At 68.5% G+C, this 17,744-nt stretch carries 17 protein-coding genes; 7 read left to right on the plus strand and 10 right to left on the minus strand.

Annotated elements, in window-relative coordinates:
• Positions 1-17: 17 nt before the first annotated feature.
• A complete protein-coding gene (locus tag LR394_RS21925; RefSeq protein WP_231444891.1) occupies positions 18-1,682 on the minus strand; it encodes a recombinase family protein in 1,665 nt (554 codons plus the stop codon).
• A gap of 53 nt (positions 1,683-1,735) precedes the next feature.
• Here LR394_RS21925 and LR394_RS21930 point away from each other — a divergent pair, with 53 nt between their 5' ends.
• The gene (locus tag LR394_RS21930) at positions 1,736-1,885 is read left to right on the plus strand and encodes a hypothetical protein (protein ID WP_231444893.1); all 150 of its coding nucleotides are present in this window, start codon (positions 1,736-1,738) and stop codon (positions 1,883-1,885) included.
• A gap of 48 nt (positions 1,886-1,933) precedes the next feature.
• Here the strand turns inward: LR394_RS21930 and LR394_RS21935 are convergent, their stop codons facing one another.
• Entirely contained in the window at positions 1,934-2,110 is a 177-nt protein-coding gene (locus LR394_RS21935; RefSeq protein ID WP_231444895.1) for a Txe/YoeB family addiction module toxin, read from the minus strand.
• Positions 2,111-2,196: 86 nt separating this feature from the next.
• On the minus strand, positions 2,197-2,451 hold the full coding sequence (locus LR394_RS21940) for a type II toxin-antitoxin system Phd/YefM family antitoxin (protein ID WP_231444897.1): 255 nt from the start codon (positions 2,449-2,451) through the stop codon (positions 2,197-2,199).
• Positions 2,452-2,688: 237 nt separating this feature from the next.
• Between LR394_RS21940 and LR394_RS21945 the strand changes: the two genes are divergently transcribed.
• Positions 2,689-2,985, plus strand: a complete 297-nt coding sequence (locus LR394_RS21945) for an AbrB/MazE/SpoVT family DNA-binding domain-containing protein (RefSeq protein WP_231444899.1) — start codon at positions 2,689-2,691, stop codon at positions 2,983-2,985.
• 295 nt (positions 2,986-3,280) lie between these two features.
• The gene (locus LR394_RS21950; RefSeq protein ID WP_231444901.1) at positions 3,281-4,666 is read left to right on the plus strand and encodes a TolB-like translocation protein; all 1,386 of its coding nucleotides are present in this window, start codon (positions 3,281-3,283) and stop codon (positions 4,664-4,666) included.
• A 47-nt stretch (positions 4,667-4,713) separates the two neighbouring features.
• Here the strand turns inward: LR394_RS21950 and LR394_RS21955 are convergent, their stop codons facing one another.
• The 3 genes from LR394_RS21955 to trpS are packed head-to-tail and all read right to left on the minus strand — an operon-like array spanning position 4,714 to position 7,547.
• Positions 4,714-5,904: a YihY/virulence factor BrkB family protein gene (locus LR394_RS21955; RefSeq protein ID WP_231444902.1), complete on the minus strand. Its 1,191-nt coding sequence runs from the start codon at positions 5,902-5,904 to the stop codon at positions 4,714-4,716.
• 48 nt (positions 5,905-5,952) lie between these two features.
• Entirely contained in the window at positions 5,953-6,522 is a 570-nt protein-coding gene (locus tag LR394_RS21960; RefSeq protein ID WP_231444904.1) for a 2'-5' RNA ligase family protein, read from the minus strand.
• Positions 6,523-6,527: 5 nt separating this feature from the next.
• The gene (gene trpS, locus LR394_RS21965; protein WP_231444906.1) at positions 6,528-7,547 is read right to left on the minus strand and encodes a tryptophan--tRNA ligase; all 1,020 of its coding nucleotides are present in this window, start codon (positions 7,545-7,547) and stop codon (positions 6,528-6,530) included.
• 240 nt (positions 7,548-7,787) lie between these two features.
• Between trpS and LR394_RS21970 the strand changes: the two genes are divergently transcribed.
• Both LR394_RS21970 and manA read left to right on the plus strand, forming a co-directional pair.
• Positions 7,788-8,585 carry an alpha/beta fold hydrolase gene (locus tag LR394_RS21970; protein WP_231444908.1) on the plus strand — a complete coding sequence of 266 codons (798 nt, stop codon included), beginning with the start codon at positions 7,788-7,790 and terminating at the stop codon, positions 8,583-8,585.
• A 203-nt stretch (positions 8,586-8,788) separates the two neighbouring features.
• Positions 8,789-10,036 (plus strand): mannose-6-phosphate isomerase, class I, encoded by a 1,248-nt coding sequence (gene manA, locus LR394_RS21975; RefSeq protein ID WP_231444910.1) that lies wholly within the window; start codon positions 8,789-8,791, stop codon positions 10,034-10,036.
• Between the two features lie 91 nt (positions 10,037-10,127).
• Here the strand turns inward: manA and LR394_RS21980 are convergent, their stop codons facing one another.
• The gene (locus tag LR394_RS21980) at positions 10,128-11,030 is read right to left on the minus strand and encodes a hypothetical protein (protein WP_231444912.1); all 903 of its coding nucleotides are present in this window, start codon (positions 11,028-11,030) and stop codon (positions 10,128-10,130) included.
• A gap of 237 nt (positions 11,031-11,267) precedes the next feature.
• Here LR394_RS21980 and LR394_RS21985 point away from each other — a divergent pair, with 237 nt between their 5' ends.
• Both LR394_RS21985 and LR394_RS21990 read left to right on the plus strand, forming a co-directional pair.
• The gene (locus tag LR394_RS21985; RefSeq protein WP_231444914.1) at positions 11,268-12,518 is read left to right on the plus strand and encodes a hypothetical protein; all 1,251 of its coding nucleotides are present in this window, start codon (positions 11,268-11,270) and stop codon (positions 12,516-12,518) included.
• A gap of 168 nt (positions 12,519-12,686) precedes the next feature.
• Positions 12,687-14,021: a hypothetical protein gene (locus tag LR394_RS21990; protein ID WP_231444916.1), complete on the plus strand. Its 1,335-nt coding sequence runs from the start codon at positions 12,687-12,689 to the stop codon at positions 14,019-14,021.
• 19 nt (positions 14,022-14,040) lie between these two features.
• Here the strand turns inward: LR394_RS21990 and LR394_RS21995 are convergent, their stop codons facing one another.
• The 3 genes from LR394_RS21995 to LR394_RS22005 form a co-directional block, all read right to left on the minus strand.
• The gene (locus LR394_RS21995) at positions 14,041-14,868 is read right to left on the minus strand and encodes a DUF72 domain-containing protein (RefSeq protein ID WP_231444918.1); all 828 of its coding nucleotides are present in this window, start codon (positions 14,866-14,868) and stop codon (positions 14,041-14,043) included.
• A 27-nt stretch (positions 14,869-14,895) separates the two neighbouring features.
• Complete coding sequence (locus LR394_RS22000; protein ID WP_231444920.1) at positions 14,896-16,194, minus strand: D-alanyl-D-alanine carboxypeptidase family protein; 1,299 nt, start codon at positions 16,192-16,194, stop codon at positions 14,896-14,898.
• A 96-nt stretch (positions 16,195-16,290) separates the two neighbouring features.
• The gene (locus LR394_RS22005) at positions 16,291-17,520 is read right to left on the minus strand and encodes a glycosyltransferase family 4 protein (protein ID WP_231444922.1); all 1,230 of its coding nucleotides are present in this window, start codon (positions 17,518-17,520) and stop codon (positions 16,291-16,293) included.
• Positions 17,521-17,744: the final 224 nt, after the last annotated feature.

Here is a 17,744-nt window from a genome sequence, read left to right on the forward strand (position 1 = left end):
TCCGTTCTACCCGTCGTTCAGGCTCTCCTCGATCGCTGCCATTCGCGCGTATAGGCGGCGGTGCAGAGCTTGCATCTGGGCTTCATCTTCCGGGCCGGTCCATAGATCGTGAACTCACTCCGTGGCTTCCACTCCTGGCACTTGGTGCACGTCCGTCCCTGGCTGAAGTCCAGGTCCGGTGGTTCCGCGCGCGGAATCTTCTTCTCGCTCTCCCATACGGCCCGAGCGCTCATGCGGGGACGGGTACGGAACGGGTAGACGTAGATCCCTTCCAGAACTTGCTCCAAGAGAACGCTGGCCGTGGAAGCATCTGCGGCCTCCCAGTTCTGTAGGAGCTGCAGAAAGCCGTCTGAAGGTGTTTGGATGCGATCGCCTTGGCGTTTCAAGCTTGCGAGGACAATTTTCAGCCGTTCAATCTCCTTCTTAATCAGCCGCATCTCGTCCGCCACATCGGCAGCCTCGAACGCTCCCGTGGATACGGCTCGGACCAGGTTCTCGCGCCGGCGTTCTTCGGTGAGCAGTTGGCTTTGCACGGCATCGCGGTCGGTGTTGGCGTCCTGGCGCTTCATCTGCTCGGCGACCAAGGAATCGAAAGACTCGCCGTATTCGCCAGCCAGCGACCGAAGCCAGTCCTTGGTGAACTCGGTCGCCTCAGAGTTGCTCACACTGACGTGCACCGGGCACGGCGCCCCGTCCTTCGTGAGCTGGGAGCAACAAACCCACCGCGATCTCTCAGGCCGATAGAGCATTCGCTTCCCGCAACCTGCGCAACGCAGATGCCCGCTGAGGTGCTGCCGCGGATTACGCGAACGCTTCGGCTTGAGCGCCTGGACCCGGCGCCGCTCCCGGTAGGAGAGCCAAAGATCTTCGGAGATGATCGGGTCCCAGCTTCCGGGCAGGAACACGGGCCGCTCGGTAGTACCGATCCCCAACTCCTCCATTCGATCCTCGGAGAAGAAGGTTTCTGGCTTGTTGAGCACGATCAGGCCTGCGGCAAAGCCGCTATCGAGGTAGCCGCGTAGCGCGCTCTCAGACATCGGATTGCCCAAGAGGCTGCGCACATCGCGGTCACGAAGATGAAGCACGAGGGCATGCATCGACTTGCCGTCACGGTACATCTCATAGCACTCACGGAAGATCGGTCCGGTGACAGGATCGATGGTGTAGCGCTTGGCGGGCTTGTCGTACACATAGCCCAACCTCGGGCCACCGTGAGACGGCAGCCCCTTGGCGATCATCGCCCGGCGCGCGTCGCGCCACGATTCGCCGATCTGGTCAGACTGGAACTCGGCGATCGCGAGCATCTGGGTGACGCTGAAGCGGCCGGCCGGGGTGCTGGCGTCGATGGGCTCGGTAGCGGATTCGAGGCGGCCACCCACCTGCTTCAGCTCCGCAATGCAGCGCAGCGACTCGACCAGATTCCGGCCCCAACGCGACCAGCGCCAGACGACAACCGTGTTCGCCTCGCCGTCGCGAACGCGGTCGATCAGTGGCTGAATCTTGCGCTTCGTGAACGTCCGCCCGGAGAGATCGAGGTCCATCACCGGCTCCCCAATGACCTCGTACCCCTCGCGTCGGCAGTGCGAAAGGCATTGCTCGATCTGAACTTCCGGCGAGATCGACTCTTCCTTGTACGTTGACTGCCGGACGTAGATCAGAGCCTTACGTGGTGCCCGAACCATGCGACCACCCCCAATGTACGATTCTAATACATTGGGTAGGTTAACGACGGCCCTTGGACACCGGAGCGGGCTGGCGCATCGATTACGCCATCGCCAACCCTGGCCTGGCCGCTCTCGCCACTACCGCCGAGGTCGACCTCGCGCCGACCTACGCCGAGCGCTGGAGCGACCATTCTCCGGTCGTCGTGGACCTGGATCTTTAGACGGCAGGTGGTTCATGGCCTCAGCGGGACCGTGCCATGGGCCCGGATTCAGTGATCGTAGTAGTGGCCTCGCAGAAGGACGATCACGAGTTGTTTCTCGGTGAAGCTGTAGACCATACGGTCGCCCTCGGTCACGCGTCGGGACCAGTACCCGGCCCACTCGGCGACCAGGGGTTCAGGTCTGCCGATCCCTTCCTCCGGGGTGCGGCGAGTTTCGTCGATCATGCGGTTGATCCGCCGAAGCGTGGGCTTCTTGTGCCACCCAGGACTGGTAATCGTCCTTGTCCTGGGTGGTGAAGGTGAGGATGCGATCAGGTATCGGGGTCGATCAGCTCCCGCTCTTGGGCCAAGCCGGCCTCTGCCTGCGCAACGGACTTGCGGAGCCGGTTGGCGACCTGCGGGTCGGACATCAGGAACAGGGTCTCCTGAATGCGCCGCCACTGCTCTTCCGGCACGAGGAAGGCGGTGCCGCCCTTGGACAAGATCTCGACGACCTGCTGGTCGTTGTTGACTTCCTCGATCAAGGGGAAGAGGCGTTTGCGGGCTTCGGTTGCGGTGATGGCCATGGTGCTCTCCACTCGGCTTGACATCGAGAAAGTCATTGGTGCCAGATTGGTACCACTCACCTGTGCTGTTTGCAGATGCCCACGCGAGGCCGGGGTGCGTAGGGGAGCGAAGCGAGAGTCAGCGCAGGCGGGCTCGGATAAGCCTGCCGTCGGTCATTGCCTGAGCGAAAATCTCCCGGAGGGATGTCCGCAGTTAGCCTGGGTCAGGCTGGCTGACCGGGTGTAAGGGGGATCGACGTGACAGGCGCTCTTTTCCATGGATTCATTGCCCTACAGTCGCGAGGCCTGTTCGCGCTGCCCAGCGAGCTTCGGCGGCGGTACGGGCTGGACAAGCCCGGTGCCCAGGTAGAGATCACGGAGCGTGCGGACGGTGTCCTAGAGGTGCGTCCGCAGGCGGCCATCCCCGCGTCCCAAGCTTGGTTCTGGGAGAGGGAGTGGCAGCAGCGCGAGCGCGAGGCCACGGCTGATCTGCAGGCGGGCCGGTTCGCTGACCATGACAGCGCCGACGCGTTTCTCACGGACCTCGCCTCGTGAAGTTCCGGACCCTCGACGGCCTCAAGCCGGACTACAAGAAGCTGAAACCGGGCGCAAAGACCCTTTTCTGAAGGCTGCCCTGAGCGAGTTCGCCCCTGCCTGTGGCGACCGAGCGCGGGCGCAAGTGGCCCGCTGCGCATACGCATGGCGCCGGCCTGGAGCCGATCCGGCTGGCCTGCACAGCGTGGCATTCGCGCGGTCCGGAGTTACTTGCACCATTTCGTGTACGGCGTGCGCCGCGAGCGATTAGTGTCGCGTTCGGTTCTAGGCCCCGTCCAGCAGAAGGTCAGGAAACATGAGAACGCGCAGAAGCCGCGTCTTTACCAGGGTCGGCGCCACCGCGACGGTCACGGTCGGTCTGCTCGGCGTCACCCTGCTCACGCAGAGCGCCGAGGCAGCCGCGCCCAAGCCGACCCGGGTCTCGCTGGGGATCAACGGCAAGCAGGCCAACGCCTACAGCCTGCTCGGGGCAGTCACGCCCGACGGCCGCTACGTGCTTTTCCTTTCCAGCGCAACCAATCTGGTGAAGGGCGACAGCAACGGCAACCAGGAGCTCTACCGCCGCGACACGGTCACCGGGAAGACCGAGAAGGTCACCTGGTCCGCCGAGCGCGGCGAGGCCAGCACGGCGATGTTCAGCGGATACAACGGCATCTCGGCGAACGGCCGGTACGTCGTCTTCGACTCCGCGGCGGACAACCTCGTCGCCGGTGACACGAACAACAAGGTCGACGTCTTCGTGCGGGACATGAAGACCGGTGTCACCAAGCGGGTCTCGGTCAAGGGCGGCGAGGGCGGCGGGGAGAGCCCGTCGATCAGTGCGGACGGCCGGCTGGTGGCCTTCTCGTCGGGGAGCACAGAGTTCGTTCCCAACGACACGAACGGGACCAGGGACATCTTCGTCAAGGACCTGCGGACGAACAAGTTCACCCGGGTCTCCGTCTCGTCCAAGGGTAAGCAGTCCGACAACGCTGTGGTGTCGACCAACCCGGGCTCCCCGACCCACTTCGACGAACGCGGCAGTTCAGCCCCGCTGATCTCCGGCAACGGCAACGTGGTGGCGTTCTCGTCGTACGCCCGGAACCTGGTGCCGAAGGACACCAACAACGCCTCGGACGTCTTCGTGCACAGCCTGAGCACGGGCACCACCAAGCGGGTCAGCGTGAAGACCGACGGTTCCCAGGCCAACAACTCCAGTCGGGGCTACGGCAGCGTCCCGGTGTCGATCTCCGCGAACGGCAAGGTCATCGTGATGTCCGGGGCGCAGGCCGACCTGGTGGACGGGCCCGCCGAGCAGCGGCACCAGTTCGACGCCTACGTGCGCGACCTGAGCACTCGGATCACCAGCCGGGTGGTGTCCCGGGTGGACGGCGAGCGGACCAGCAGGTCGGCCGCCGACACGTCCGTCTCTTCGGACGGCCGTTACCTGGCTTTCGCCAGCACGGACCCGAACGTGAAGAAGGGTTACACCGGGACGGTCCGGGACATCTTCATCCGGGATCTGAAGACCAACAAGCTCAAGGTCGTCTCCGTGACCGGCGCGAAGAAGATGCCCAACGCCGCGAGCTACGGCTTCGTCCTCACCACCAAGGCCAAGGCCGTGGTGTTCGAGAGCGACGCGAGCAACCTGGTCGGTGGCGACACCAACAAGGTCAAGGACATCTTCAAGCGCAAGCTCTGACGTCCGGGCCGTAGAGCTGGCCTGCCCTCGAAAGGGCAGGCCAGCTCTCAGTCCTCGTCCCGGCGGAACACGCTGCCCACCGAACGCGCCGCACCCACGGCGGTCCGGGCCACGGCAAAACCGGCCGCACCCAGCACCGCACCAGCAGCAACCGAAACTCGGTCAGCCGCACGCGGACTCACCACCGGCGTATAAGCGGCGGGCGGCACCGGAACCGCAGTACGAATCCCCGCCGCCGCCGGGTTGGCCGAGGCGGCCGGTCCGGAACGCCCGGCGACACCGGCGCGCACCCGCTCGACGGTGATGGTGGACTCCGGCAGGGCCAGCGTGTCGGCCAGGTGCCCACGATCGATCGCCTGGGTGGCCCCCCAGGCCGCCGCCACCAGGGTCAGCCGGCAGACCAGGTTGAGCCAGACCAGCAGGATCAGTGCCACTCCGGCGGTGGCCAGGAACTTGTTGTTCGAGGCGCCGTTCAGCAGCACGCCGGACAGCAGTTTCAGGATGCCCAGGCCGATCCCGCCGAACAGCGCCGCGTCCCACAGGTCGTGGTTGGGCAGCCGCACCCCGGACAGCAGGCGGAACAGCAGGATGAAGATCAGGATGTCGACGCCGAGCACCAGCAGGGTCCCGGCGCAGCCCAGCACCACCCGGCCGATGCCCGAGCCCTCGTCGATGCCGATCCAGCCCAGGATCACCCCGGTCGAGGCGCTGACGAAGATGCCGGAGATCGCCGAGAGCAGCATCACCAGGCCGATGCTGACCAGCACGCCCAGGTCGCGGACCTTGGCCAGGACGAAGTTGGCCTCCTGGGTGGCCTGCCCGAACATCGCCCGGATGCCCTCACGCATGGCGTCCAGCCAGCCCAGACCGGTGAACAGGAAACCGACCAGACCGATGATGCCAGCGATGGTGAGCTCGCTGGAGCCGGTCAGGGTGTCGATCGAGACGATGCCGCCGGAGCCGCCGACCGGGCTGATGATCACCGTGCCGACACCGTCGTTGACCGCCTCGACGACGCTGTTCTGCATGTCCACGTCGTCGCCGACCACCAGGCCGAAGACGGTGAAGCCGACGGCCAGGGCGGGGAAGATCGAGAAGAACGCGGCGTAGGCCATACCGCCGGCCAGGATGCCGCCGCGGGCCTTGCCGTACCGCTGCCAGGCCCGCCACGCCACAGTGCGTTTGGCTCGTTCGAGGAACCCGGCCGGGGACTTGGAGGCAGTCGTCGTCTCGCTCACGCGCCTAGTTTCCAGCAAACCGGGTCACCTGCGCGTCCGAAGATCGGATCAACCGCGAAATCCGAAGCGCCGGCGCAGCTGCCAGACCCCGTCCCCGTCGTGTTCGTAGAAGTTCAGCCCGGTGGCCTCGAACTGCGCCTGGTAGTCGGCCAGCGCGCTCTCGGCCCGGTCCATCGCCGCGTCGTCCAGGTGGTGGGCCACCGTGACGTGCGGGTGGTAGTCGAACTCCAGGGTGCGCTTGAGCGGTCCGGTGCGCAGCAGACGCTGCAGGTCGGCGCAGTGCTCGGCGCCCTCGCCGAGCTTCACGAACACCACCGGCGAGATCGGCCGGAACGAGCCGGTGCCGGACATGACGATCCGGAACGGCGCGGTCACCGCGGCCACCGCGGCCAGGTGGTCCTGGATCGCCTGGTCCTCGTCGTGCGGCACCGGGGTGGGCGGCAGCAACGTGATGTGCGGCGGGATCTCCTGCGCCAGCGGATCGCCGAAGTCGGCCCGGCAGCGGCGCAGGAAATCACCGTGCGGCTGCGGGATGTCCAGCACCACCCCGATGGTCACCACGTCGTCGGCCGGCGGCCTCAGCACCGCCATGCTCATCGTGGGAGGCGACTGCGGCATCTCACTCACCGCTTCGGAGGCAGGAACCCGACCCGGTCGTAGACCTCGGCGAGCACCCGCGCGGTCGTCTCCTGGGCCCTCGCCGCCCCGTCGGCGAGGATGTCGTCCAGCGTGCCCGGATCGGCGATCAGGGCGTTGGCCTTCTCGGCGATCGGGCCGGCGAACTCCTCGTACGCGGCCGCGACCTCCTTCTTCAGGTCGCCGTAACCGGCCCCGGCGAACTTCTCCACCAGGGTCTCGACCGGCGTGCTGCTGAGCACCGAGAGGATGGTCAGCAGATTGGAGACACCCGGCTTGCCGGCCGGGTCGAAGGTGACCTCGCGCCCGGTGTCGGTGACCGCGGAGCGGATCTTCTTGGCCGAGACCTTGGGGTCGTCCAGCAGCCACAGGCAGCCCGGGCCGCCGATGCTGCCGCTCATCTTCTTGTCCGGGTTCTGCAGGTCGACGATCTTGGCGGTGGCCTTGACGATGTGCGCCTCGGGCACCCGGAAGGTCTTGCCGAACCGCTTGTTGAACCGCTGGGCCAGGTCGCGGGTGAGTTCCAGGTGCTGACGCTGGTCCTCACCGACCGGGACCACGGCGGGCCGGTACAGCAGGATGTCGGCGGCCTGCAGGATCGGGTAGGTGAACAGCCCGACGGTGGCGCCCTCGGTGCCGTCCTTCTGCGACTTGTCCTTGAACTGGGTCATCCGGCCGGCCTCGCCGAACCCGGTCAGGCACTCCAGCACCCAGGACAGGCGCGGGTGCTCGGGCACGTGGCTCTGCGCGAACAGCACCGACTTGGCCGGGTCGATGCCCGCGGCCAGGTACTGGGCGATGTAGCGGTGCGAGCGGGCGCGCAGCGCCTTGGGGTCGTGGCCCATGGTGATCGTGTGCAGATCGGCGATGAAGAAGTACGCCTCGAACTGCTCCTGCAGCTCCACCCAGTTGGCCAGCGCCCCGATGTAGTTCCCCAGGTGCAGGGAGTCGGAGGTCGGCTGCATTCCGGACAGCAGCCGAGGACGCGCGGGGGGAGTCTCAGGCATGGGGCCATTCTGGCACCATCTCGCAACCGCCCGGCCGTCCCCCTCCGGCCCGCGCACTGCGCATTGCGTCCTGCTCACCACCAAGAACCAAATGGGGGACGAGGTGCGCGCCGGGCGTGCTCGGCCCGCCTTGATCTCCTGGTTGCGTCGCCGGGCAGGACGGGCCGGGATCATCTACGGTCGAGAGGCGTCACACCGACCACCCGACGCACGGGTGGATCACGGACCGAGGGGCGGACGATGCCGGTCGAGCAGGGCACTTCCTCAGCAGTCCAGACGGTGCAGCTGATCGACGGCCCGGCCCTGGCGGTGGCCCGGATCGAGGCCCCGCTGCGGCCGTTCCTGCTGGTGCACGGCGAGTCCTCGGACTCCTCGGTGTGGGGGCCGGTGGCCGGCCGGCTGGTCGGGGCCGGGCACGAGGTCGCCGCGGTGGACCTGCGCGGTCACGGCCGCTCGGAGTCTCCGGCCGCCGGGTTCGACACCGACACCTGCGCCGACGACCTGTCCACCCTGCTCGACCAGCTCGGCTACACCGGCGCCCGCTCGCCGATCGTGGTCGGGCACGGCTGGGGCGCCAACGTGGTGCTCTCGCTGGCCGCCCGGCGCGACGGGCTGAGCGGCCTGTGCTGCATCGACGGCGGCTGGACCCGCCCGGCCTGGCGTTACCCCTCGTTCGAGGGCTACTGGGCTACCGAGAACCCGGACCTGCCGATCAACCCGGAGGACACACAGGACCCGGCGGTCCGGCAGCGCCAGTCCATCGCCCGCTCGGTCTTCCTGGGCGAGCCCCGGGCCTGGTACCCGCTGGTCGGGGTGCCCACGGTGCTCTGCCCGGTGGTGCCGCCCGACGGTGTGCCGGACCCGCAGGGCGGCGGTACGGCCACCCGCACCGGTATCGCCGAAGCACTCGGGGGTCTGCCCCGGGCCCGGGTGAGCTGGTACTACGGAGACGGCGGGCAGCTGCTCAGCGCCGAGCCCGGCCGGATCGCCGACGATCTGCTGGCTCTGGCCGCGGACGCCGAACCGTCCGTGAACTGATCCTCAGGCGATCCGGGCGCGAACCCGACGTTCGCGCCGGGGCCAGCCACAACGTCCTTTGTTTGATCCGACGGAACCACGAGACCACCGAGAGTGACCGAGGGATTCCGGCCGGGTGACATCGTCCCGAACATCAGGCTGGATCGGCGCTTTCGGCCGGTAGTCGCGTCAAAGCGGGCAGGCGGACGGGTAGGGTGACGCGCATGACGGCCTGGACCGCTGATCCTTCGGCAAACGAGCACGCCCTGACCGCGGTTCCGGCCGTGACCGCGATGCGCAACTCCATCCGGGACTACGACTGGGGTTCCACCTCGGCGCTCGCCCTGCTGCAGAGCCGTACCCCCAGCGGCGGCCCCGAGGCCGAGCTGTGGATGGGCACGCACCCCTCCGCGCCGTCGGTGCTGGTGCTGCCGAACGGCCAGGAACTGCCGCTGCCCGAGGCGATCGAGCGGTTCGGCGAGCAGGTGCTGGGCCGCGACGTGCTGGAGCGCTTCGGCGCCCGTCTGCCCTACCTGTTCAAGATCCTGGCCATCGCGCGGCCGCTGTCGGTGCAGGTGCACCCGACCGCCGAGCGCGCCCGGCAGATGTACACCCCCGGTCCGGACTCGCCCTACGTGGACGAGTTCCACAAGCCGGAGATGCTCTACGCGCTCGAGCCGATCGAGGCGCTGTACGGCTTCCGCCCGCCGGCCCAGGTCGCGATGCTGCTCAGCCGGCTGCGCGCGCCCCGCCTGCAGCCGCTGATCGAGGCGCTCGAGACCCCCGGCCAGGAAGAGGACGCACGCCTGCGGGCCGGTCTGGAACTCCTGGTCACCTGGCCGGTGGAGGACCGCGCGGCGCTGGTCGCCGAGGTCGCCGCCGGCAGCAGCCGGCTCACCGCCGAGGGCAGCCCGGACTACCCCGAGGTCTTCGGCTGGCTGGACCGGCTGATCGGCCTGCACCCGGCCGACCCGCTGGTGCTCGCCCCGCTGCTGTTCGACCTGGTGCGGATGGTCCCCGGCCAGACCGTCTTCGTCGACGCCGGGGTGCCGCACGCCTACCTCAGCGGACTCGGCGTGGAGATCATGGCCGGTTCCGACAACGTCCTGCGTTGCGGCCTGACCAGCAAGGAGATCAACGTCGGGGAACTGCTCGACGTGGTCGACACGCACCCGCTGGCCTCCGGCGACAGCAACCTCACCGCGCTCGCCGACGAAGAGGTCGCCTGGCGTCCGCCGGTCGCGGACTTCCAGCTCAGCCGGGTCGCGGTGAATGCCGAGCGCGGCACCGACGCCTCGGTCAGCGGCCCGCAGATCGTGCTGTGCACCAAGGGCTCGGTCACGGTCACCGCCGGCGGAGTCTCGGTCTCACTGGAGAGTGGGCACTCCGCCTTCGTCACCGCCACCGCCGGGCCGATCACGCTCTCCGGTGAGGGCGAGGTCTTCCGGGCCGCTCCGGGCCTGGTGCGCTGATGTTCGCCCTGTCCGCGGGCGAGATCGGCGTCCTGTTCGTGCTGGCCCTGCTCATCGGGGTGGTCCTGGCGCGCCGGTTCGGCGGGCGTCGTTAGCCGATCGCCTCGACCGACTCGGCTTCCAGAGGTTCGCTGAACGCGCCGATCCGCACGGAGACCGGGATCGACGCACGGTCCAGGTAACGCACCCCGCTGCGGGCGCAGAACAGGATCCGCCAGGAAGCGTCCCCCTGGTCTGCAGGCGTCAGGTGTTCCAGCAGTTCCAGGTGCCAGTTCACGTAGTACCGCGAGATCTCCCCGACCAGCTCGGGCGTGGTGGCGCAGCGGCAGCGCAAGTCGCGCTCGCTGCGCCGGCGCCGCCAGGAATCCATGTGACGGGCCAGTGATTCGCCCAGCGGGCGCCGGTTGAACTTGGCGGCTTCCAGCGCCTGCCCGGCCGAATCGTGGCCGTGCAGCTTCAGCAGGTCGATCGCGCGGCGGTGCGGGTCGTCGCCCACATCGTTGCCGCGCGCCGCTTCCAGCAGGTTCTGTGCCTCGTCGGCCCGGCCCTCGGCCGCCAGCGCGGCGGCCCGCACCGCGAGCACGGTGTGCGCCAGGTAATCAGGTACCGACGCCGCCGCCTCGGCCGCACCGCGCAGGTCGTGCGGAGCCGCACTCACCGCGAAGGCCGTCCAGTCGCGGCTTTTCGGCTCCATCCGCTCCAGCACCGAGCGCGTGCTCTCCAGCGCCTCGGCGTGTCCGGAGACCAGGGCGATGCACCCGCGGATCAGGTCGACCTCGCCGGTGCGGGCGTTCTTGGCCATCATTCGGCGGCCCAGGAACTTCGCCGCCGCCCGAGGGTCCCCGGCCAGCAGCGCGGACAGCATGCCGAGCTCGGCATCGGGGGTCTCGTCGATGCTGAGCAAGCTCTGCGCCTCGTGGTACAGACCGAGTCCGACCAGGCGTGAGGCTGCCTCGTGGCGGGCCTGCTCCGGCAGGCTCGGTCTGCGACTCACGAGTCACTTATTCGGTCGCCAGGCGCGGCACATGAGCGGACAGCGGTCGCTCACCCTGCTGGCGGGCGGCCGTTCGGGGTGAGTGAGGTCGCCGCCCGGCAAACACTGTGATCTGTGACAGGTCTCGTGCCAAAAGACCTTTTTGACCAGTCTGGGCTGGTTAGTCTCGCTCCGGCGGTCCGTTCGGGGGGCGGGAACTGCGGATCAGTGTTTCTCAAGGCATGGATGAGTGGGGTTTTGAAGAGTAACGACGCGAAGGTGGTGGCGATCGGCGGAGGGCTCGGGTTGCTTCTGATCCTGGCCTTCGGGGCGGTCGCGCTCATCGCGGTATCGCGCGGCGAGGACGGCCGCAGCGGCAGCGGTGTGGCCTCCGGGCCGGCTCCCTTCCAGGAAGCGGTGAACTCGCTGAAGGAGGCCGAGGGCATGGCGCTGGGCAGTCTGGACTACAACGTCCGGATGTCCCGGCACGGAGACCTGACCGGGACCTACCAGTACAACGACACCCCGATCGTCCGGATCGACGGCGCCACCTACCTGAACGCCGACCAGTCCGAGGCGTTCCTGCTGCTGCCGTCCCTGTTGAGCTACGAGGAGATGCCCGACGAGACCTGGACCCGGATCAGCGACGCCAGCCTGGAGCAGCTGCACACGCAGACCGTGCTTCCGGCTTCCCCTGCCGCGCTGGCCGAGCGGCTCGCGAGCGCGCTGGCCGATCCGGAGACGGATTTCGCCCCGGACCCCTTCGTCGACGACCGGTTCTCCGACCTGGAATCGGCCACCGAACCGGCCGCCGACGCCGAGAACACTGCCGTGATGGTCAACGACGTCGAGGCTTTCGTGGCCAGCACCCCGCAGGGCCGGATCTACGTGACCAAGGCCGCACCGCACACTCTGCTGCACGTGACCGACGGTTTCCTGCGCCCGATCTCGCAGACAGCCGCCCCGTCGGCCGAGGAAACGCGGGTGGAGACGGCCTCGTTCCAGGCTGCAGACCTGCCGACGATCCCGACCACCGACGGCGTCGACGTGCTCGAGATGAACGCCGAACAGGTGGGCCAGAGCTACGCCGACCTGATCGGCCTTGCGCCGCAGCTGAAGACGACGCCCGACGCGCGCTTCGAGGTGATCACCGGCCGGCCGGACGAGAAGTGCTCGGCCACCAGTTGCTCGCTGGAGTCCGAGGTGAAGGTGCTCAGTTCGGATCCCGAGATCGCCGAGGACAAGGTCCGGGTCCGGCTGGACGGGCGGTTCATTATCGACTTCAACGACGTAGAGCCCTTCCCCTGCAGCTCTTTCGCCGAGATGACGGTGGGCAAGGCCAAGTCGCTGTCCTGCTCGAGCAAGGCCGGGGCCAAGCAGTACGGCCGGTCCGGGGGCGCCGGAACCTATACGCCGCTGCGCAGCCAGAGTTCGGCCGGCGTCCATGTCGAACTTGACGTCGAGAAGGCCCTGGGCACTCTGCAGCAGCGGCACAGCGAACTCGGCTAGAACGATGCCGACCTATCTGCCGATTCGGCGTAAAAGGAACACGGTGGAAAAGATTTCGGTGTAGCTGACAACAAAACTCCAGGTTCTGGCGTCTGTGCATTGGCTGGTCCGGCTCGGCAGTTCCGGCTGAGTGGTGGGGACCGCGATCAAAGTCGCGTTGATGCATGGATGAGTGGGGCGTTGGAGAGTCAGCAGCAAGAGCAGAGCCAGAGACCGGGGCCGGGCGTCCCCAGCTTTCCGCAGCAGCCGAAGAGCAGGCTGGTGATGCTGGCCTGGGCCGGGGGAGCCGTCGTGCTCGTCCTGCTCGCGGTGGCCGGCCTGGCCGCCCTGGGCGACAGACCGGTAGGCGGCCAGACAGAGGCCGCCGACCCGGCCGCGCCGTTCCACGAGGCGGTGAGTGCGCTGAAGGAGGCCGAGGGGCTCGGCCTGAGCGCTCCCGGGTTCAACGTCCGGATGTCGCGGCAGGGCGACCTGATCGGCACTCAGGTGGCCCTGCCGCTGAAGATCGCGCGGATCGACGGCGCCACCTACCTGCAGGGGCGCTCCCTGGAGGTGTCCCAGCTGATTCCGGGCCTGGACTATTCGGACATCGAGGCCCAGACCTGGCTGCGGACCGAGGACTTCACCGGCTTGGGCCTGAGCGCCGACGCTGCGTTGCCGGAGTCCCCGAAAGCCTTCGCCGAACAGATCGAGCAGGTACTGGCCGAGAAGACCACCAACTTCTCCCCGAGCCCGTACGGCGGCGACGAGTTCTCCGACCTGTACACCGGCACCTCCCCGGACGAGAACGCCACGAACACCGTGATGAAGATGAACGACGTCGAGGTCTACGCGGCCAGCACTGTGCACGGCCGGCTCTACGTGACCAAGGCGGCGCCGCACCGGCTGGTGCAGGTCTCGACGGGCTTCCTGGGGCTGAAGACACCGGCGGCCGAACCGACCACGCAAGGTACAGCGGCCGGGGCGAGCAGCGCACGGGCGGCGTTCGCGAGCATGTACATCCCCACGGTCCGGGAGTACAACGGCGTCAGTCTGCAGGAGATGAACGCCGAACAGGTGCGCAAGAGCTACGGCGATCTGGCCGCCACCGTGCCCGAACTCCAGACGGTGGTCGACACCCGTTACCAGGTGACCGGGCACCCCACCGGCGACTGCACCGCCAAGAGCTGCGTGATCAAGGCCAAGGCCAAGGCGCAGGTCAGGGCGAGCGCCGGGGTGAAGGGCGCTGACCCGCTCTGGCTCGGGATCAACGGCAAGTTCATGATCGATTACGACCGGGACCGGCCGGTCACCTGCCTCGGCCTGACCGAGACGGTGCCGGATGAGTTCACGGCCCTCTCCTGCACGACCAAGGACGGGGCCGAGTACTACCAGGAGCTCGCCCAGCAGGACGGCGCGGGTTCGGTCTCCGTGCGCACCGAGGGCTGGGTGGCTGCGTACAGCCGGCTCGACGTGGACAAGACCGTGAGCGCTCTGCAGCAGCGCCAGGCCGAGCTGAACTGAGCCCGGGCGGCTTTCGAGGTCAGAACAGGGTGGCGGGCTCGATCGGCTCGGGTTCGGGCAAGGGTTTCAAACCGGGGACGTGGACGCGCACCTCTTCGTGGAAGCGGCGGGCCAGCCGGGGCGCGTCCACGTTGTCGGGCGTGTGCAGGAAGAACGTGGGGGAGCGGCCTTCCTGCAGCCAGGCCGCCACGACCTCGACCCAGTACTGCCAGCCGGCCACGGTCGCGGCCTCGTCGTCCCGGCCCAGGTAGCGCACGGTCGGGCGGTCGGTCAGCGCAGCCGAGCGGCGCGGCAGCCGGGGTTTGCGCTCCCAGGCCTCGCGTTCGGCGTCGCTGGTCGGCGGCTTCTCGAAGAAGGCGGTGGTGTCGAACGGAACCCACTCGGCCCCCACCCGGGCGCAGAGCCGCTCCAGCCGCTGGGTCTCGGCCGGGTCGGTGAAGAAGGCCGGGTGGCGCACCTCGACGGCGCAGCGCTGCTGCGGCGGAAGCTTTTTCAGGAAGTCGTACAGCGCGGTCAGGTCGCCTGGCCCGAACGAGTTCGGCAACTGGACCCAGAGCGGCTCCAGGCGCGGGCCCAGCGGCTCGATCACCTCGAGGAAGGCCCGCAGCTCGGCATCCACGTGGTTCAGGCGCCGGTCGTGGGTGATGGTGCGCGGCAGTTTGACTGCGAACCGGAAGCTCTCGGGAGTCTGCTCGGCCCAGGTCTGCACCGTGGCCTGACTCGGGACGGCGTAGAACGTGGTGTTGCCCTCGACCGCGTTGCACCACTGGGCGTAGTGCCGCAGCCGCTGCCCGGCGTCCGCCGACTTCGGCGAGATCCGGCCTGACCAGGACTTGTGGGTCCACATCGCGCACCCCACGTGCAGCTGCACGGTTCAGTACCGGCGGCGCGAGCGTTGCTGCCGGGCGCGCATCTTGCGAGCCCGGGCGCGCCGGCTGTTGGCGAGAACCGGCCGCAGGCCGAAGAACAGGGCCGCGGCGAGCAGCAGGGCACTGGCGCCGGCGACCGGCCAGAAGCGCAGCATCGGGTTCTGCGGATCGGTGGCGGCGGAGGCGGGCAGAGCGGCGTTCACGTCTTCGGACCCGCCTAGAGCCTGGACCGAGGGTTCGGGTGCCTCGGCGGCGGAAAGGGTTTTGGCCTCCGGGATGTCCGGACCGGTCATCGCGGTCAGCTCGCCGGGCTTGATCAGCGAGCCCACCGGGTTGGCCTTCTGGCCGTACTTGAAGGCCCACTCCAGCAGGTCGCCGGTGGGGGTGAAGACCCGGCCGTCGGCCCGCATGATGACCGCGATGTAGTTGTGCCCCTTGTACTTGGCGCTGGCGACGTTGGAGGCCAGGGCCTTGCTGGTGTAGCCGTTCTTGATCCCGGTGACGCCTGGGATGTAGCCCAGCAGCCGGTTGTGGTTCTGGGTCTGGTAGCGCTTGCGCTTGGCGCCCAGCGACTTTCCCTGGTCCGGGAACGCGTACGAGGGGGTGACCATGATCTTGGCCAGCTGCTCGTCCTGCAGGGCGGCCGAGCCGGCCAGCGCCAGGTCGTACGCGCTGCTCACCTGGCCCTTGGCGTCCAGCCCGCTGGTGTTGCGGATCACCGTGTCGAACGCGCCCAGTTCCTGCGCCTTGGCCCGCATCAGCTCGATCGCCGCATCGTTGCCGCCGACCAGATTGCCCAGGGCGTTGGCGGTGTCGTTGCCGCTGCTCATCAGCAGGCCGTGCAGCAGGTCGTCGACGGTGTAACGGGAGCCCTCGACGATGCCGACCCGGGTGCCGTCGATGTTCGCGTCCTCGAAAGTGCCGGTGTAGACCTGTTCCGGATCCAGGCCGGGGGCCAGGGCCAGCGAGGTGAACACCTTCAGCGTGGAGGCCGGGGCCAACGGCACGTGCACGTTCTTGGCCGCGATGATCTCGCGCGAGTCCAGGTCGGCGACCAGCCACGCCGTCGCCTTGGGGGCGGGCGGCCGTGGAACCCCGGCGGGCAGGTTGGTGAGCACCTTGCGGCTGATCAGCCGCTCGCCACCGACCCAGGACCGGGCCGCCGGGGCCACGAACTTCTTCTTCGGCTCCGGGGAGGCCACCCGGGCCTCGGCGAAACCGGCTGTGCCCAGGGTCAAACCGGCGGCTACGGCGGTGGCGGCGAACAGGCGCAGCGGTCGCCGGGATCGGTAGGAACTGGACATCGTGCGTCCGAGACTACCTGCCGTTCCCAGCGGCCAGAAGGAAATCCCCTGCACTCTCGGTGTGGTCAACCCCTCACCGAAAGTACTCGGCGCAGCTCAGGAGGCGACCACGGCATCGGCGGCGAGGACACTGCGGTAGTGCCCGAGCAGTTCGTCGCCGAGCATCTCCCAGGTGTTGCGCTGCACGCCCACCCGGCCGGCCGCGCCCATCCAGCGGCGCTGCTGCGGGTCGTTCACCAGGGTCTGCACGCAACGGCGCAGGTCGTCGTCGTCCTCGGGGGCGTAGAGCATGCCGTTCGTACCCGGGGTCACCAGGTCGAGCGGTCCGCCGGCGGCCGGTGCGACCACCGGAACTCCGCTGGCCATCGCCTCCTGCAAGGTCTGCCCGAAGGTCTCGGCGGTACCGGTGTGCACGAACAGGTCCAGCGCGGCGAAGGTGTCGGCCAGGCCGTCGCCGTCCTGCCAGCCGACGAACGTGGCGTTCTTCAGGGTGCGCTCCAGCACCTTGCGATGCGGGCCGTCGCCGGCGATCACCAGGCGCACGTTGGGCAGACCGTCCAGGGCGGCCAGCCGGTCCACCCGCTTCTCGGTGGCCAGGCGGCCGACATATCCGAGGAGAACCTCACCGTTCGGGGCGAGCCGGGCGCGCAGGTCCTGCACGGCCGGGCTCTGGCGGCGGTCGGGATGGAACCGCTCGCTGTCCACCCCGCGCTGCCACAGCGCCAGCCGGGGGATCGCATGCTCGCGCAGCTCCTCCAGGGCCGGGGTGGAGGGGGCCAGGGTCAGATCGGCCTGGGAGTGGATCCGGCGCACCCACCGCCAGGCGGTGCTGGCCAGCGCGCCCATGTGGTGACGGGCCGCGAAAGCCGGTACGTCGGTCTGGAACACGGCCACACTCGGCACTCCGAGCTGCCCGGCCGCGGTCACTCCGACGGCGCCCAGGACGAAGGGGGAGGCGAGGTGGACGATGTCCGGACGAAAACCCGAGAGCGTGCGCAGCACCTTGGAGCTGGGCATGCCGACCGGGAACTGGCGGTAGCTGAACGAGGGCACGCCGACCACCGGGAAGCCGGCGAAGCTCTGCGGAGCCGGGCCGGGGCAGATGACGACGGCCTCGTGGCCACGCCGGGCCAGGTGCTCCAGCACCCGGCAGACGCTGTTCGTGACGCCGTTGCCGGTGGGCAGGAACGATTCGGCGACGATCGCGACCCGCAGCGGACCCGGTCCGGGACCGCCTGCGGCACAAGGGAGCACGGGGGCAGAGGTGGGCCGGTCCCGGTGGAGGAGGCTCAGCTCGGGGGTACCCGTCACAGTCTCTTGCTGCATGAGCGAAAGCTTCGGCCGATGGGGTGAGCTGTAGGGAAGCGGTACAGGTGAGAGAGGTGAACAGCTACCGGACAGGTGTTTTTCGCCCGCGCCCAACGGTCGCTCGATCGTCGCCCGCCGGTCATCGCCGCGCCGCCGCAGCGTGGTAGCGGTGTGTGGAGTGCTGACAGCCGGTGGTGACCGGGGCTGGGTGAAGTCGGGCTCATCGGGTGCTATTCCCCGGA

Source organism: Kineosporia babensis (genome assembly GCF_021129305.1).
Lineage (GTDB): Bacteria > Actinomycetota > Actinomycetes > Actinomycetales > Kineosporiaceae > Kineosporia > Kineosporia babensis.

Excerpts from the sequence above, each read along its gene's own strand:
- LR394_RS21925 (WP_231444891.1), bottom strand. The coding sequence starts at position 1,682 with ATGGTTCGGGCACCACGTAAGGCTCTGATCTACGTCCGGCAGTCAACG.
- LR394_RS21935 (WP_231444895.1), bottom strand. The coding sequence starts at position 2,110 with ATGATCGACGAAACTCGCCGCACCCCGGAGGAAGGGATCGGCAGACCT.
- LR394_RS21940 (WP_231444897.1), bottom strand. The coding sequence starts at position 2,451 with ATGGCCATCACCGCAACCGAAGCCCGCAAACGCCTCTTCCCCTTGATC.
- LR394_RS21950 (WP_231444901.1), top strand. The coding sequence starts at position 3,281 with ATGAGAACGCGCAGAAGCCGCGTCTTTACCAGGGTCGGCGCCACCGCG.
- LR394_RS21960 (WP_231444904.1), bottom strand. The coding sequence starts at position 6,522 with ATGCCGCAGTCGCCTCCCACGATGAGCATGGCGGTGCTGAGGCCGCCG.
- trpS (WP_231444906.1), bottom strand. The coding sequence starts at position 7,547 with ATGCCTGAGACTCCCCCCGCGCGTCCTCGGCTGCTGTCCGGAATGCAG.
- LR394_RS21970 (WP_231444908.1), top strand. The coding sequence starts at position 7,788 with ATGCCGGTCGAGCAGGGCACTTCCTCAGCAGTCCAGACGGTGCAGCTG.
- manA (WP_231444910.1), top strand. The coding sequence starts at position 8,789 with ATGACGGCCTGGACCGCTGATCCTTCGGCAAACGAGCACGCCCTGACC.
- LR394_RS21990 (WP_231444916.1), top strand. The coding sequence starts at position 12,687 with ATGAGTGGGGCGTTGGAGAGTCAGCAGCAAGAGCAGAGCCAGAGACCG.
- LR394_RS21995 (WP_231444918.1), bottom strand. The coding sequence starts at position 14,868 with ATGTGGACCCACAAGTCCTGGTCAGGCCGGATCTCGCCGAAGTCGGCG.
- LR394_RS22000 (WP_231444920.1), bottom strand. The coding sequence starts at position 16,194 with ATGTCCAGTTCCTACCGATCCCGGCGACCGCTGCGCCTGTTCGCCGCC.
- LR394_RS22005 (WP_231444922.1), bottom strand. The coding sequence starts at position 17,520 with ATGCAGCAAGAGACTGTGACGGGTACCCCCGAGCTGAGCCTCCTCCAC.